The following is a 15,864-nucleotide window of genomic DNA, read 5'->3' on the forward strand; positions in this document are numbered from 1 at the left end:
AGTCGTGTGTTTATTGAAAACTTAAAAAGATACCCTGAGCTTGTTGAGAAAATAAAAACACAAACGAGCATCTGACTGTAATCAGTCCCGATAACTATCGGGATGATTCAAGTCCAAGAGGAGGAGCAAAAGAGAGAGCCAACGTAGAAACAGTTACAAGTTACCGCCTGGTTTGCTTACTTATCAGCCTCTTAACTGATTCAAATTCTTCTTTTTCTTGCAATCTAGCCTCGCTATAACTTTCATAGTTAAAATCCTCTGACTCCATCACTATTTTATCCTGAACACTCGACATTGTGTGTTCAGAAAGACCAGTACAGTTATTGGCTTCCAACTCACCGGTCTCTTTATTGGTGTAGCCAAATATTATATATCGTTCGCCTATTCTATAAACAGCATCTTTACATGGAGATTTCTTGCCCTTAAATCTCATTGTGGGTCTTCTGTCACCTTTCCAAACATGCTCCACTTTAAAAATTATTTCTTCTATATCCAAATAGTCGCCTCGCTGTAAGTCTTTACTTAAACTGTCAGCAGGCATAGCCAATACGTACAATATTACGTCTGCCTCTTTGATCCTCTTTTTTAATGCTTTCTTATCTGTAGGAAACCAACATACACATGCGAAACATTCTGTCGCACAAACTAAAAGTATTATCAAAGCATAAAATTTCTTCATAAATATCAAGCTCACAAAAATAGACTGTTTTTCTTTTAAATCGTTTCATCCACCTGCGTCTTAGCAATTTCAACCGGAAACAAAACCACCTCCTTCGGAAACGAATTATAGCCATCGGGAAAGATTTTTTGGGAGATGGCAAAACGTCCTACATATTCAAGGACGCTAACAAAAACCAAACTCTAAACCCTTTCTGACATGCCGCTATTCGCCAGGAAAATAAATCGCCTGTTATGGACTTATGTCTTTGAATCAGGAGGAAACCATAGTCTGAAAATCTACAGGACACCGTTTGGCACCTATTGGATTTTACGCTGGCGATATTGGACAGCCGGACTCGCGCAGTTCTTCTCCATGGGGAAACTATATATCCGTATTCGCATCCGCTCTAAACTATAATATATGCAACACTTACTATACCGACTATTATATCGACAGCATTTCCTCAACACGGAGGGCATCAAATACTTTGCTGATCGATGCACCAACAAGTATATCGGCATTGGTGCCGTAAAGCAAACTAATATACTTACTACCTATATAAAGGTTTTGAATCAGGAACGGGAAAAACGGAGACAACAATTCCTGGAGTGTGAAGATTCTGACCGAATGGATGATGGAAGTTTTGCCTTACGGAGACGAAAATCTGCAAGAATGAAACTTGTGGTATATGTAACGATTCTTTTTGAGATATTTCTAAACTATATATCCACACTGATATTCATTCAAGGTGACGGCTTACTATACATTCTCGTTCGCTGGGGACTGGCAATTATTCTGGCACTGGCTGCCATGCTGGTAACGGATGGTATTTTAACTAAGTTGTTACCGGAAGAATCTGTCCGGATAAAAGGAAATTCTTCCAACCACGAAGATGACGAAAGCTACATTAGAAATGCGAAAACGAAACGATATATAGGCCTGGTTATTTTACCGATACTATTAATCGCGGTTGAAGTTGCCATCATTGGTGTATCAAGAGAACGAGCAATCGACATAGAAGGAGGTCGTTCCGGAAATATACTCTTCTATGGGTTCATCCTGCTATCAATGGCTCTGCCGGTTATTGCCGGATACTTCAAATGGGACTCAGAACAGCATGGCAAGTTATTTCAAAACACACTAAACTATTATAGAGCTGAAAAGATGCTACACATTCTTGACCTCATCATAATTGCCAACATGAAAGATGTAAAAGAAGTAGTGGAGAACAGCATTCGCAAAGCCTGGGAGAAATTCAGCAGGTTTAAGCTCTACAAAGAAAATTACAATGCCCGGAAAAACATCCCTCGTGAAGATATATCCGGACACTATGCAACGGACTTAGACTCCTTTAAGGAAAATGCATTTAACCATTTTGGTTCCGAGGTAAAAGATATCCTGTATGAACTTGAGCCTGTCTCAAAAAATGTTCATGAACCAGCCGCTGCAGGCCGCTAAACTTCACATTATGCAAAGGAAGATTTACTCAATCACGCGAATCAATATACTCCTGCTTTTTTTGAGCATCGCTCCATTTCTTGAAAGCTGTACTTCTTTAGTGGAGAAGAAGCGAAAAGTATTGATTGTATTGATTGATTATTCAGCAAGCAACACAGACCTGGTGCTTGAAAGTTATATCAGTATAATAACAGAAACCATTTTTCCCAACATGCGGCAATACGACTGCCTCGTTGTTGTGCCTATAGACGAAGGATCGAAAATGAGACCAGTGAAGCTTATCTACGAGGACCTGGTTGAAAAACAATTTAGCAGGCGAACCGATGGCTTTGCACATGCAGGTGATAGTCTGAGAAAAAGATTCATAAGCTATGTTAAAGAAACTGCTCCCAAGATTTCAGAGACATTGAAAACACAAAAGCTAATTCGTAAAGAATATACTGAGTATACAGATATACTGGGTGCCATTCACCAGACAACCAACCTTATCGAATTTAATGCCGAAGGAGGCACGGTAAAAGACATGGAAGACTTTGTATTAGGAAAAATAAGACTCAAGAGTGAAAACGTAATTATACTTCTCAGCGATATGATTCAGGATTCTCGTGAGTATAACTTCAATAAAAAGCACGGAATTTCTCCTGAGCAGACCACTGCGTTTCTGGACGGCTTAAAGAAGACCAATGGTATTCCTGATCTATCGGGATGTAAAGTATTTGCTATAGGCGCCACCGGAAGGAATTCATCGCAGATTGACAATATTCAATCCTTCTGGACAGCGTATTTCAAACAATCAAATGCCGAACTGGCTTCCTATGGATATAATGTAGACGGCAAACTCCGTAAGTATTTAATGACAGAGGACAACTAGAACAAGGCCCGGAATATCCATCTCCGGGCCTTCCCTATATCAACCATTCTCACTTCACAACTGTAGCTTCTAATTCAACTGTTAATGTCTCAAAAAGACTTTTTACTTCGAGTAGCGTAGTGGCTTGTTTGATGTTATGCTTCGCGATCCACGCCTGAAACACATCGAAGCATGTGAAGAGTTCGGCTGTCGATGTCGTGTATACATTTAGTCGTACGATGTCGTTGCACGTGTAGCCAGCTTCCGTAATAACTTTCTCCAGGTTTTGTATGGACTCAATCAATTGCGCTCGCATATCAGCAGTGCTGGATTGTCCATCAGCGTGTACGGCAGCCTGTCCGGAGCAATAGAGTATACTTTGCGATTGCTTTACTTCCACGGCCTGCACATAGCTGCGCCCATCCTGCCATTTCCAGGGATTAATAATTTGCTTTTCCATTCGTGTTTGTTTTTTCGCTACAGTTCCTATTTAAAATATGTACTGCAAAGCTGAGCACACCTGCCATTTATGTCGTGTGACAAACATCACAATCAGAAGCTCAATGAGTAAAACAACTAAGAAGAGAGTCTGCTAAGGGTTTCGCGTGAGACACCCAGATAGGAAGCCAACAACGACTTGGGTACACGCTGAATCAATTGAGGGTAACGCTTCAGCAATTGCTCGTAACGCTCGGTTGCATTCGAGGTAATAAATGACAGTATACGTTGCTGTGATGCTATATGACCTCCAATTGATTTTTCCAGAAAGAAATGTTCCATTTTCTGAAGACCGGCACATAGTTCCTTGTAGCCTTCCAGTGTAATACACAGCACATCAGTATCTTCTATGCATTGTAGTGACATCGTTGCTTTTGTCTGCCTGTAGTATGCATGAATATCGCTCTCCCACCAGTCTTCCATAGAAAACGACACGATATACTCCTTTCCTGATTCGTCATTATATACCAATTTTAAAAGCCCTGACACAACGTAGTATAGATACAAAACGTTCTCACCTTGCTGGATCAGGAAGTCTCCCTTTTTAAAATTTTGTGAAATAAAATGTGAACGAATGAAGGCAAACTCATCATCTGCAAGCGGTATTAATTTTTCAATATGGTGCTTAAGTTGTCCGTGCATCATTCCCTATCACAATCGCATCTTTCCAGTTTATTCACTTACGCTACATTAGTGCCCGCCAAAGTCAATCTGCTTTCACACACTCAACCTTTTTATAGATATCCATCTCAACGGTATCTACGATCATAAGCAAGTGTGTTAGATAGGTTACTTCCACCATTCGCTTATTATAACCTAAAGCACCGGTATCTTGCAATTGGTATTCGACTTTTTACTTTTCCAAATGTCCGTTTTGGCAGAGCACTGTCTGCGTTTGCCAGGCACACGAGGCAAAGATAATATTAAGCGGATCAATGATTAAAATTCCAATCAGCGTTGCGCGACAGCAAGCGGATATGTTTTTTAATTGCAGCATCTATTTGAAAAAATCCCCCTGACTTGAAAAAAAACTCTGATTTTATGGTTCTTGATTTATACAATTACCGATCCTTCAATTGCATTCTAAACATCTTCAAAGTCATAGCTGCAACATCTCTTGTTAATTGTGTTGGGGAATGACAATCACAATTACTCAACCCAATCACATAAATATCTTCATCAGGGATATATACTCCCATAGTTTTAAAACCGAAGATACTTCCCCCGTGTTCTCTCACAGGTACTCCATTCATTTCTCTGATATGCCAACCATACCCATACGAGAACTCTTCTCCATTACTTAATTTATACTTAGAAAACGCTTTTTTTGTTCCTTTAATGCCAAGCAATTGATTCTTGTTTAACGCATTCTGCCATTTCAGCATATCGCCCGCGGTCGACATCAACGAGCCTGATGAAAAAGGAACACTAAAACTAATGATAGTCTTATTTACATAGCCATATTCTTTTTTATGATACCCGTACGCCCTTCTATTGATCACCTTTCTATCGCTGGCATAATATGATTGCGTCATTCCGATTTTCTCAAATATACTCTTCTTAATAAAATTTTCGTATGTATCTCCGGAAACCAATTCGATGATATAACCCAGAAGTACATAACCGGAATTGTTATATTCAAACTTCGTCCCGGCCACAAAATCAGCCGGTTCATTTTTAAAGAAATCTACCATCATTTTGGGTGTCATTTCCTGTTGGGATATACTTGAAAGCGATTTCATCTTCGTGAAATCTTTGATCCCTGACGTATGTGTCAACAATTGATGAAGAGTAATCTCCCGTGATGGATAATCAGGTATATATTTGAAGACAGGATCATTCACTTTTAATTTGCCCTGCTCTTCCAACATTAGTACGGCAATGGCGGTGAACTGCTTTGTCATCGATCCCAATTGAAAAACATTGTCCGGAGTCAAATCAACATCCAGCTCCAGATTAGCTTTACCAAATGCTTTGTGGTAAACAACTTTCCCTTGTTGAGCTACCATAAATACTCCACCAGGACCATTTCTTTCATTAAAATCTGTCAATATTAAACTGTCTATCTTCGCTTCAAGACTTTGCGCAGAAACTATATTGAAGAAGGAACCAATACTGGTTACCAGGAATAGCAGCGCGTAGATTCGATATAACTTGGTCATTATTGTTTCAAGAACTGTTTCGTATAATTTATTCTTGCTACAATGAGACACGCGCCAAAAACTGAATGTTGCAGTAACGCTAAAAAATATCTACTCAGATACGTTCTATGATGTGATTCACATCTCTGCTAACCTGGTTTATCACGCATAGTATATACCAAAACTTTAACAGACAAAATCATAGTACACAGTAAATCTGCCCTACGAGTTGTATAAACCGGGCTTTAGTCCGCTGCAAACAGAAGAAAAGAAGTTGAGCCATCCAGGCAAGTAAATTGAGCCATCTGAGAAAGTAGCGATATACCAAAAGGCAGAACTTTGCTGCCGTTAATTAAGTAAAATAACTACAGTAATGACAACAATTAGAAAAATAGCGTTAGGAAAAAATGGACCGTCTGTGTCCAAACTTGGCTTGGGATGTATGCGCATGTCATCCGTGTGGGGTGGCCCTATGAAAGATGAAAATGAAAGTGTTTTAACTATTCAGAAAGCATTGGACGATGGCATTAACTTTTTGAACACGGGAGACTTTTATGGTAGTGGTCACAACGAGTTGCTCGTCGGGAAAGCTATAAAAGGAAGACGGGACGATGCATTTATCAGCGTTAAGTTTGGCGGTATCGTGTATGGCGGACAGTTTATTGGATTAGACTTGCGTCCTATAGCCATCAAGAACTTTATCAATTATTCATTAGTGCGTTTGGGTGTGGATACGATTGACCTATACCAACCCTGCCGCCTTGATAATAGTGTTCCGATGGAAGATGTCATCGGAACCATCGCCGACCTCATCACAGAAGGAAAAGTACGCTATCTGGGTGTTTCCGAGATAACGGCTGATCAACTGCGCAAGGCAAACAGCATTCACTCTGTCACGGCATTGGAGATAGGCTATTCACTGGCTGATCGCCAGATAGAAAGTGATCTTCTTCCTACGGCTAAAGAGTTGGGTATAGGCGTAGTTGCTTTTGCCAATACAGCCGAAGGGCTGCTCACCGGAGAAATGAAAGCTCCTCTTGCTGCGGACAGCTATCAGAATCACTTCTCGCGTTTTCAAGGAGATAACCTGGTAAAGAATCTTGAGAAAGTAGAAGTACTAAAGCAAATGGCGAAGGAGAAAGGATTCTCTCCAACACAATTAGCGATAGCGTGGGTGAATACACAGGGCGATCACATCATGCCCTTGGTAAGCATGAACCGGAGATCACGTCTACATGAGAATATACATGCCATGGAAATAAAATTTACTCCGGAAGATCTGGATATACTCAACAAGCACTTCGCACCTGGGGCGATATTGGGTAGTACTTACTTGCAGCGGTAATGATAAACACAAATAAGCTCGTTCCGTTTTATAACTTTAAGCATGACAAACCCGACTGAAATAATTCCTGGAGTCATTTTTTACTCGTATTACGCGACCATGCGCAAGGAGAAGGTAGGCTTTCTCAGGCACCACACACTGGTTTTGCAAGTTTCAGGACACTTTACGTTGGAGACATCTACTCAGAAAATTTCGATGGGCAAAGGTGAGATGTTATTGATTGGCAAAAATCAATTAGGTACGCTTACCAAAAGGCCGCTGTCCAATGAAGAGCATTATGAAACGGTGGTTATTTCACTGCAGGAAGATTTGCTTAGAAAGATTGCATTGGAAGAACAAATAGAGGTCCGGCAAAAATATACCGGACCTCTCAATATTCTGATTCCAAGCAATGATTTTCTTAAAGGTTACTTTCAATCGGTAATACCGTACATCCGTAATCCGGCAGAAGCTATAACGACAGATATAGGTATATTAAAAGTAAAAGAAGGCGTAAAATTATTGCTTCATGCTATGCCGCAGCTCAGTAATTTATTATTTGATTTTTCGGAGCCTCACAAGATCGACCTCGAAGAGTTTATGCTCGACAATTTTCATTACAACCTTCCAATCGAAAAATTTGCAGGACTCACCGGCAGAAGTCTCGCAGGCTTCAAGCGCGACTTTCAAAAAACATTTGGAATGGCTCCTCGCCACTGGCTGCTTGAAAAAAGACTAACAGAAGCGCGAAATCTCATCGAGAATAAAAACAAAAAACCATCGGCTATATATCTTGACTTAGGCTTTGAAAGTCTCTCTCATTTTTCACACTCTTTCAAGAAAAAATTTGGCAAGGCTCCTACGGAGTGGGCAAACAGGGCGAATTAATTAAGTTAATGCATGCAAAGGCACAAACATTAGCTCACCTTTTCATTATACATCTCAAAACCATGCCGTATTGCCGCTTCAAGTATTTTAATGTTTATATCTTTTAACGTTTTGAATTTTATGCAATACCCCGTCACACTGGCCTTACCTATTTTTTCTCCATACGTTTTAGCCAGGTAGGTCTTATCATCGATACCCAGTATATAGACAGAGATTCCTGTTTTGTTTGCACTGATTCCAACCTGATAAAACTCCCTGATCTTTTCATCTGCATACTTCATGGTGTAATGTCCATAGCCTATATTAGGATTGGAGACAGTTTTATTCTCACTGTTCTTACCATCCAGGAACCACAATTTACATGCTGGTTTTATTTGCTGAATGACGCGATGCAACTCTTGCATGTCGCTACGCTTTGGCTCTGGATGACCAGATATATAGTCTTCTATTTGTTTTTGTACGTTCATATAAGAACATCATTTAAATTATCGTAGGCAATGTAGCATCATTCTATAATCCACTTGTAATGGTATCTTTTTGTTTCTTTGAATCGCTGATGGATCTCTTTCTGATTGCTAATTATCAGCGTGTCGGTGAGACTTCTTATTTCAATATAGTTGAACATGAGTTCTTGTGGAGCAAAGCTATTTATACCCATCGCCACCGGTGCGCAAACATCGCTCTTCAATTGAAAATATCCTTTCTGTTCTAATGTATCCCATCTGGTCAACGTTAACTGATCGTTTTTCAAAATTGAATAGTCCGAGTTGTCGAAGGGTGAAATTACAACTTCGATGTCCGCGCCTTTATGATTGCAAATCTCACCGGTTGTTGTGTAGTCACAGCTTGCCAGGAGCAGAAGTATCGCTAAGTAACCAGTTAGTTTCATACTGTTCAAAGGGAGTTAGGATCTACCATTCAATATAAGAATATTATTATTTCTTTTTTTGCCCTTTAGAGATTAAACATATATGTCGCAGCATGTCATACCGTGCACACTATTCATGCGACAATGCATATTTATAGCAATAACAATTACTGCAATTTGAGCGTGGACACCCCTGCATAACAGTTGCAACCGTAATATTTTTTTTATTGTGTCTCAAAGGTATATCTCACCCGGATTTTTAAATTTATTGTCGCACTTCTTTAACGTTACTCATTAGTTACCCTCTAACAACTACACTATGAAAAAATTCTATTTCATTATCGCGCTGGCAATGCTGGTAGATCTTACCGGCGGATTTGCACAGAAAGTAAGTGATGTGTACGACTTCCCTGTAAAGCGGGGAACTGAACAATGGAACGCTTTGAAAAGCTACCAGGATAAGCGTGATGCTTGCACTGTGCCCGAGTCTCTCCTTTCAACCATGTCAACAAAAGGCCTGATTGAGACATTTCTCAACTATCCGCTACTGGGCGACTTAATGGTTTTCAGTACGCCTCAGGAAGGTATACAAAAGTTGCAGGAAAATTTTAACGGAGCCCGTGAATTACTAAAACGAAAAGATGTTGCACCGTTGCTGCTGGAGAAATATACTTCCATGAACCCCGCTGGCGCAGCCGCTCAGACGTCATTAGAAAAAAAGGGAGAATACTCGTTCAAGATTATGGCGATAGAAATTTTACTTGCCCAGGAAAGTGTACTCGCTGCATTGGACGCCCGAAACACGAAAGCATTACTAACCCTTACCCAAGAGAAACTTAACGCCAAGAAAAAAGACCCCGAGGTATACGGATCGCTGTCGTATAGCACTACCGGATGGATTATGGCGCGCGTACTGAAGCAGTCAAACTACACTCCGGCGTTGAATTCCCTCCGTGACGAAAAGTATAAATTCTTTACGGATCAGGGTGTAGTAGCAGACTATGCCGTGCTCGACAATGTTGTAAGTCAGACAAAACTATACCTCTCAAAAAATTAAGACTATGGAAAATATATCACGTATACTATTTTTCTATCTGCTCGTGTTGAGTATAAACATCAATGCACAAACACTGAGCTATATCGGAACCCCAAAAGGAAGTGCCGTAACAGCCTATATTGTTCCGGAAATGTCTAACGCAGATCGCGCTTACTGGGATTCTTACTTTGCCAGTCCAAACCGAACTCAATTCATTACCTCCAACGGCTATAGTTCGTCTCAAACTTTTAATTGTCATGGGTATGCATGGAGCATCGCTGAAGGTGGACCAACCCGATGGATCGGCTATTACGTTACAACAGACGAAGATATATACATGACAGACGGGAGCTATATCCAGGTTTGTTCGGAAACTTATCCGGGAAAAGTCTCGTGGGGTTCGGGCGACCACACCGCTATCACAACACCAACAGCAGGAAGATACAAATCGAAATGGAACAAGTACCCTTTAATGGAACACGCGTGGAACGATACTCCGTATGGCACAACAAACCTGAAATACTATGTGGCCACAAAAATATCAGCGAGTAATTCTTTTATCTGCGGCAACACCACATACTCTGTTCCCTATTTTGCCGGCGGCACCTATACCTGGACGAAGAGCAGTAACATTTCACTAAACACTACTTCTGGCAATTCAGTTGTGGCAACTGCAAACTGGAATGGTCCGGGATGGGTTGAAGTGGTGATCACATCTCCGTGCTCCAGCACCTCCGTTACTACGCGACTGAATGTATCGGTTGGTCCTACCATTGGAGCAGTGAACATACCGCAGAATACTTTTTATGGAGGCTATGCAAATGTATATGCAGAAGTGCCACAAGTCGCAGGTGCTGGCTATTACGACTACGAGTGGTATCTGGACGGATCGTTTCAACAGATGAGCGCTTACAACCACGAATTCACTTTCTACGGCTGTGGAAGTCATTATGTAGGCGTGCGAGCCTATACCGCCAGCTGTGGCTGGACAGACATGAGCTACGCGTACTTCTACGTTAACTGTAGCGGTCTGTATAATGTAGGCATATATCCAAATACTGCAAATGATTACATTGTCATAAGTATCGAAAATACAGGAACAGAAAAACAAATCAGTTCACCAACAGAGACATCAATATCTTTAAACTATGACGTTTCACTCTATGATAATCAGGGGCAGCTTCGAAGGTCAGCGAGTCTAAAAGAAGGTGCTGTTCAGTTGAGCACGGCTAATTTGCCAGAAGGCGAATACTATATTCATGTAGCGCAAGGCAAAGAACTGTTTACGAAACGAATAATTATTAAGCATTAAAGTATATATATCGAATCGATGCTACGAAAGAAGTGTGAAGTTCCGATAGCTATGCTATCGGAACTTTGTTTTTAGTGACTGGCTATACTTTGTCTTTCTTATGTTCTTCCCAACAAAGATATATACCGCAGTCTGATTGTCTTCACTTTTTCTTTGCAATCAATTTATATCCGATTATCATATCAAAGAGAGCAACTATTCCAACCGCGAAGGTCAGGCTTGCATGCGAAAGTAAAGTCATTGGAACTCTGTCTGCTCCGTTTATTTCCGTATGCCAAGACTTCCCCAAATCGCGAATGTTTTGCAAACCAATTAACCAGTCAAGAAATAGAAAAATCCATACTATCGTTAGCACCACTACTGCAAAAATTATCACAGTTCTATTAATTGCCTTGGAGTGTATCCATCGTAAAACGTACATAAATAACAGTAGAACAAGGGAGGTCAGCCCAACCAAAAACAACTTTGGGACAATTATAAACGCATCATGGTCTTGAATTTCTAAAAGTCTGCCATTAAATAGAAGCTGCCCCAGAATAGAATACCAAACCAACTGTGCCAAGATGACTACCCCCAGTAACCAAAGTAATTCCGTTCGTATTCCTTTTCCCATACTATACATTTTTATATCGTTGCTCCACTTCCTCCTCTATTCTCTCCAGAAGATTTTCGTTGCCCTGAGAAAGGTGCAAAAGCGTTTTACTTAACTTCCCTATCTCAACGGTTATGGGATCATTATTCTTTAGTGTAGACGGGATGATGAACAAGTCAAAATCTATTTTATAGGGCGATATTATCTTTAGCATAAATCCGTCCTTCGTTTCTTTAACTTGATAGTCCGTTGTCTGGAAATTTATTTTTCGTCCAACAATTAAATCAAGACCTTTTAAAATATTATTCCATGAAACCGCAATAAAAGGAAGTAGCAGCAAGCATATTATCTGCATACTCCTCTTTGCAAATCCGCCTGCAGTTTTACCTATAAAATAGAGTATTAAAGGAATTATAAAAACCAATACAATCAGCACGACACTAAAAAGCAAACCCAAAATTGATGTTAGTTTAATGTCGGTTTTTATTGTTTCCCTATCTGCTTTAGTCAATTGAATTTCATTCATCGCTTGGGTTATCAAAAGTGTATTGACGCTTGGAGCAGTAACACGATGTGAATTTATATAACCTGTATATCATCCTTGTCAATATAACCTTTAAAAAAATTCTCATTCAATCTAGATTAAACGATGCAACAATTGTCCCATAGTCAGCATTTACTTTTAGAGTATCTCTAAAAGTGAAACTCGTCATTCTCATTGCTAAAATTGGCTTAACCTTTCCCTATAAAAACTCAATATAGGTAGCACAGTAAATCATTCACCACCAACTACAATGAAATCTGTTATCAGTTCAACAATCTTTCCATTTAAGTCTGTTCCCCAGTAAGTCGGATAAGAACCGTCACCCCAGCCTGAAGCGAACATAATCACGTTATGGTTGTCACCTTGCTTTGGAAAATGATTGTCCCAATCTCCAAGATCACGTGAAAGCGGATGTTGTCCAGACGTGGTTCTAAATTCTTCAGCTAATACATCATCGTAGTAGTTCTTATCAGGATTGTCTTTAGAGAACTTGTCCATGACGGAGTTGAATATGGTATTGGTCTCCTGATCAATAAAACATCCAAGGCCAGCATCTACTCCATATCCGAAGAACTCTCCTGGTTGAAGGCTTTTAATTTGTTCGTCTGTTATGTCTTCTGTTAAAGCAAGAGTCCAATGTATTGCTTGATTGCCTGAAAATTGGATTTTGGCAAATGCAATTCGATAATGATCTTCTTCGACTTTGTATATCAATAGCTTCACAGGGTAATTTCCCGGATTCACTTTTGTCTTGAAAGGTTTATTATCATAGATGAAAAAGGGATCACCGGCAATGATTTTTCCAGTTGGAAGATGTATTTCTCCAATCGAAACTTCCTCTAAGTCCACAGTGTCTAAAACAGATTTTAAGTCAAACGCTAGTTTGTCAGATACACCAGTCTTGGGTTTACAACCAAATAGTAGAGCCAGGAATCCCATTGCAATTAAAGTTACTCTCATAATAATTTGATTAGCTCATAGCATAGTGTGCTGTGAACATATATACCATAAAGTTAATCCTATTGTATTATTTGTGTTACATGTGATTAGTTCAGTCTTCCTCCTCTAATCCCTCTAGCCAGAATGAAACTTTATAGGAGATTTTGTTTATCCAGTTTGTAAGTTCTTCCAGTTCCTCGTCTGAGATGAGATTATTGCTTCTAAGCATTCCTATTGGATCAGTACCCCAGGCTTTGGTGTAATGGCAAATTGTCCATAAGTCTAACATTAGTTCCTTGTCCAAAGTTTTACTTTGTTTGATCTCATCTTTAAGGACATTTAAGCACTCCATCAGATTGTTGAACGCTGGTTCGTTCAACCCCTTAAACGGTCTTAAAGATGGAAGAAATCCATTGGTCCATTTATCAGAGTCTACGTCTGGATGTCGTCCACTGTGAAAACTTAATTGTTCTAATGCTTCTTCCTTAGTCATCGCCAATTTATTAATAGTGCGTGCCGAATGCTTATACTTTGATGCAGCTTCTTAAAGACAATTTACTCCCTCCAACTATGTCCGCATCTACACTGTTTAGCAAATGGTGTTCTTGCCAGCCGTCCACATTTAGGACAGAGGTTAAGAAATACCTCTCTTCCACTCTCACCCAAAATCCTTCGAACTACTTTTTCCTTGAAGACATCAATGCCATTGTCCAGCAGTTGTAATACTTCCAGTTTGTCTGTCATCCACCCCTTCTTGAGAAGCAACCTTGTCCGTGCTGCTTTTTGCTCCTCAGTTGACCCCTCCATCTTAAAAAACGGAAGTATAATGCTGCCATGCCATATTCTCATTGTCTGTCATGAGATACCCAAAGTATGTAAACACATAGTAAATTTTCTCGTTATCTAATGGTTCCATGAGGTAAATTTACAACTACGATTTAATATGCTTGCGTTCGAGAGAAGTAACAGTCGAAAAATCCGGATAATCTTTTTGCGCATTGTTTTTTTCAAAGTAAAACCGGTATTGGTTTTAAGTGTTCTCTGTTAGAGGAAGAGCACAAACAAAAAGCATCGCACAAAAGCTTGAGCTAATTTTCAAATATGAATTGCAAACAAAAAAAGATCCAAGTCAACATAACTATTATCGTCATGCTGATTGAAATAATTAAGCTCTTTAAATAAAGTTTGTTTGATCCTCTTCGTTTAAGAAGTAAAAATGTAACAATGTAAATAATAACAAAAAGAATAATCCCAGTCTTTTCATCCATGATTAATTTCATTATCTGCAAACCCTCGAGTATGAGACCATTATTTTGCCGACTTAAGCATTGATATAGTTTATTGAGTGTTACGGCACAACAAGTACTGTATGCTTTTCCCGCAATGGGTATATTTCAACGTTCTATTGAGACTGAGCCTCTTCAAACCCATATCGTATTGCTGCTTCAAGTATTTTTATATTGATATCTTTTAGAGCTTTGAACTTAATGCAATACCCGGTTACGCTGGCCTTGCCTATTTTTTCACCGTACGTTTTGGCTAAGTATGTCTTATCATTGAGACCAAGTATATAGATAGAGATTCCGGTTTTGTTGGCACTCATACCAATTTGATAAAAATCTCTGGTCTTTCCATCAACATATTTTATAGTATAAAGTCCATAGCCTATATTCGGATTAGAGAAAGTTTTATCTGTACCGTTTTTACCATCCAAAAACCATAATTTACATGCCGGCATTATTTCCTGAATGATGCGATGCAATTCTTGCATGTCGTTGCGCTTTGGTTCAGGTTGATCCGAAATATACTCTTGGATTTATGCTTATACGTTCACATAAAACTATAGGCGGCTTAACGTACGCAATATTAAAATGTTAGTCACTAACTAGATATAGTTGATTGAGCGCGCTAAACGATATGATCGCATTATGCGATGGATAAACTGATGTGGGAGTCGGTGAGGTTTGGCCGCTGTTTTTTTTAATCCGTCTCCGATGCTATTATTCCAATATACCACTGCTTTGTTGGGTTATAAACTGTCCAAAAGTAACTTCCCCACCATTCCTTTCCTGCGTCAAAAACAACTGAACAATCCGTATTCCAAGAATAAATTATAAGCTTGCTTAAATCGCCAAAAAAATATTCCAAAAAATCAAGAACATACTCCCCTCGTTTAAGAATTTCTTTTCCAAGCCTCATGTTGTAGGGTGGCTCCATCAACGTGCAAATAAACCAACCTTTGTTCTCTGTATACAATTTCCTGAAATCTGCGTCAAGTTTGTTCATGTCAACTTTATTAACCGGACTTTCTTCTGTATCATAGTAGAAATATGAGTTTAAAGTTTCATTGCCTAATTGTCCGCGAACAATTGGTTTATATTTTTCAATGTCAAAATGTGGCCCAAGAAAATGTATTAAATCAATTTTCTGTCCGCTTGAATCTAATTTTTCATAATCAATAGTAGCAAATTTGAAATTCCTATATTGTCCTTTGCCTGCAACTTTATTAAGATGAAAATTCCACTCGTAGTTTTGTTTTTCCAATGTTTGTCTAGCCGTGACTAGATGCGCTAAATACTCATCTGGCAATTCCCCAAGGTAGTTCTCTGAAATTTTAAACACGCAAATTCTTAACGCTCCACCTTTCTTTTCGTGGTCGATAATTCTGTCTGATAACTCTTTCTCTTGTATTTCCTGAATATTTACCATTGTAGTTTGTCTAAAAAAATGCTGCTAACGTTCGGATATAAGAA

The 15,864-nt window shown here is 39.4% G+C and carries 19 protein-coding genes; 7 read left to right on the forward strand and 12 right to left on the reverse strand.

The features are described from left to right. Positions 1-160: 160 nt before the first annotated feature. Positions 161-679 (reverse strand): hypothetical protein, encoded by a 519-nt coding sequence (locus ACFQ21_RS13130; RefSeq protein WP_377579660.1) that lies wholly within the window; start codon positions 677-679, stop codon positions 161-163. A 198-nt stretch (positions 680-877) separates the two neighbouring features. On the opposite strand from ACFQ21_RS13130, the gene ACFQ21_RS13135 reads away from it, so the two are divergent. The 3 genes from ACFQ21_RS13135 to ACFQ21_RS13145 are packed head-to-tail and all read left to right on the forward strand — an operon-like array spanning position 878 to position 2,990. After that, positions 878-1,078, forward strand: a complete 201-nt coding sequence (locus ACFQ21_RS13135) for a hypothetical protein (RefSeq protein ID WP_377579661.1) — start codon at positions 878-880, stop codon at positions 1,076-1,078. A gap of 3 nt (positions 1,079-1,081) precedes the next feature. After that, positions 1,082-2,119 carry a hypothetical protein gene (locus ACFQ21_RS13140; protein WP_377579662.1) on the forward strand — a complete coding sequence of 346 codons (1,038 nt, stop codon included), beginning with the start codon at positions 1,082-1,084 and terminating at the stop codon, positions 2,117-2,119. A 10-nt stretch (positions 2,120-2,129) separates the two neighbouring features. Next, entirely contained in the window at positions 2,130-2,990 is an 861-nt protein-coding gene (locus ACFQ21_RS13145) for a hypothetical protein (protein ID WP_377579663.1), read from the forward strand. Between the two features lie 49 nt (positions 2,991-3,039). Here the strand turns inward: ACFQ21_RS13145 and ACFQ21_RS13150 are convergent, their stop codons facing one another. From ACFQ21_RS13150 to ACFQ21_RS13160, 3 genes are all read right to left on the reverse strand, one after another. Next, on the reverse strand, positions 3,040-3,429 hold the full coding sequence (locus ACFQ21_RS13150; protein WP_377579665.1) for a RidA family protein: 390 nt from the start codon (positions 3,427-3,429) through the stop codon (positions 3,040-3,042). A 116-nt stretch (positions 3,430-3,545) separates the two neighbouring features. Continuing rightward, positions 3,546-4,112 carry a Crp/Fnr family transcriptional regulator gene (locus ACFQ21_RS13155; RefSeq protein ID WP_377579666.1) on the reverse strand — a complete coding sequence of 189 codons (567 nt, stop codon included), beginning with the start codon at positions 4,110-4,112 and terminating at the stop codon, positions 3,546-3,548. A 416-nt stretch (positions 4,113-4,528) separates the two neighbouring features. Next, the gene (locus tag ACFQ21_RS13160; protein ID WP_377579667.1) at positions 4,529-5,629 is read right to left on the reverse strand and encodes a serine hydrolase domain-containing protein; all 1,101 of its coding nucleotides are present in this window, start codon (positions 5,627-5,629) and stop codon (positions 4,529-4,531) included. A 352-nt stretch (positions 5,630-5,981) separates the two neighbouring features. Here ACFQ21_RS13160 and ACFQ21_RS13165 point away from each other — a divergent pair, with 352 nt between their 5' ends. Together ACFQ21_RS13165 and ACFQ21_RS13170 are read left to right on the forward strand one after the other, a co-directional pair. Next, positions 5,982-6,953 carry an aldo/keto reductase gene (locus tag ACFQ21_RS13165; RefSeq protein WP_377579668.1) on the forward strand — a complete coding sequence of 324 codons (972 nt, stop codon included), beginning with the start codon at positions 5,982-5,984 and terminating at the stop codon, positions 6,951-6,953. Between the two features lie 99 nt (positions 6,954-7,052). Beyond that, positions 7,053-7,820: a helix-turn-helix domain-containing protein gene (locus ACFQ21_RS13170; protein ID WP_377579669.1), complete on the forward strand. Its 768-nt coding sequence runs from the start codon at positions 7,053-7,055 to the stop codon at positions 7,818-7,820. 29 nt (positions 7,821-7,849) lie between these two features. Here the strand turns inward: ACFQ21_RS13170 and ACFQ21_RS13175 are convergent, their stop codons facing one another. Together ACFQ21_RS13175 and ACFQ21_RS13180 are read right to left on the reverse strand one after the other, a co-directional pair. Continuing rightward, positions 7,850-8,287 (reverse strand): DUF1801 domain-containing protein, encoded by a 438-nt coding sequence (locus ACFQ21_RS13175; RefSeq protein ID WP_377579670.1) that lies wholly within the window; start codon positions 8,285-8,287, stop codon positions 7,850-7,852. A 38-nt stretch (positions 8,288-8,325) separates the two neighbouring features. After that, on the reverse strand, positions 8,326-8,709 hold the full coding sequence (locus tag ACFQ21_RS13180; RefSeq protein WP_377579671.1) for a hypothetical protein: 384 nt from the start codon (positions 8,707-8,709) through the stop codon (positions 8,326-8,328). 298 nt (positions 8,710-9,007) lie between these two features. On the opposite strand from ACFQ21_RS13180, the gene ACFQ21_RS13185 reads away from it, so the two are divergent. Further along, a complete protein-coding gene (locus ACFQ21_RS13185) occupies positions 9,008-9,745 on the forward strand; it encodes a hypothetical protein (protein ID WP_377579672.1) in 738 nt (245 codons plus the stop codon). A 4-nt stretch (positions 9,746-9,749) separates the two neighbouring features. Then, positions 9,750-11,036 carry a T9SS type A sorting domain-containing protein gene (locus ACFQ21_RS13190; RefSeq protein WP_377579673.1) on the forward strand — a complete coding sequence of 429 codons (1,287 nt, stop codon included), beginning with the start codon at positions 9,750-9,752 and terminating at the stop codon, positions 11,034-11,036. Between the two features lie 142 nt (positions 11,037-11,178). Here the strand turns inward: ACFQ21_RS13190 and ACFQ21_RS13195 are convergent, their stop codons facing one another. From ACFQ21_RS13195 to ACFQ21_RS13220, 6 genes are all read right to left on the reverse strand, one after another. Continuing rightward, complete coding sequence (locus ACFQ21_RS13195; RefSeq protein WP_377579674.1) at positions 11,179-11,649, reverse strand: hypothetical protein; 471 nt, start codon at positions 11,647-11,649, stop codon at positions 11,179-11,181. 1 nt (position 11,650) lies between these two features. Continuing rightward, positions 11,651-12,154 carry a hypothetical protein gene (locus tag ACFQ21_RS13200; RefSeq protein ID WP_377579675.1) on the reverse strand — a complete coding sequence of 168 codons (504 nt, stop codon included), beginning with the start codon at positions 12,152-12,154 and terminating at the stop codon, positions 11,651-11,653. 249 nt (positions 12,155-12,403) lie between these two features. Further along, complete coding sequence (locus tag ACFQ21_RS13205; RefSeq protein ID WP_377579676.1) at positions 12,404-13,132, reverse strand: DUF4241 domain-containing protein; 729 nt, start codon at positions 13,130-13,132, stop codon at positions 12,404-12,406. A gap of 91 nt (positions 13,133-13,223) precedes the next feature. After that, positions 13,224-13,604: a hypothetical protein gene (locus ACFQ21_RS13210; RefSeq protein WP_377579677.1), complete on the reverse strand. Its 381-nt coding sequence runs from the start codon at positions 13,602-13,604 to the stop codon at positions 13,224-13,226. Positions 13,605-14,513: 909 nt separating this feature from the next. Next, a complete protein-coding gene (locus ACFQ21_RS13215) occupies positions 14,514-14,882 on the reverse strand; it encodes a DUF1801 domain-containing protein (RefSeq protein WP_377579678.1) in 369 nt (122 codons plus the stop codon). A gap of 209 nt (positions 14,883-15,091) precedes the next feature. Beyond that, positions 15,092-15,820, reverse strand: a complete 729-nt coding sequence (locus tag ACFQ21_RS13220; protein WP_377579679.1) for a hypothetical protein — start codon at positions 15,818-15,820, stop codon at positions 15,092-15,094. Between the last annotated feature and the right edge of the window lie 44 nt (positions 15,821-15,864).

The organism is Ohtaekwangia kribbensis, assembly GCF_042676245.1.
GTDB lineage: Bacteria > Bacteroidota > Bacteroidia > Cytophagales > Cyclobacteriaceae > Ohtaekwangia > Ohtaekwangia kribbensis.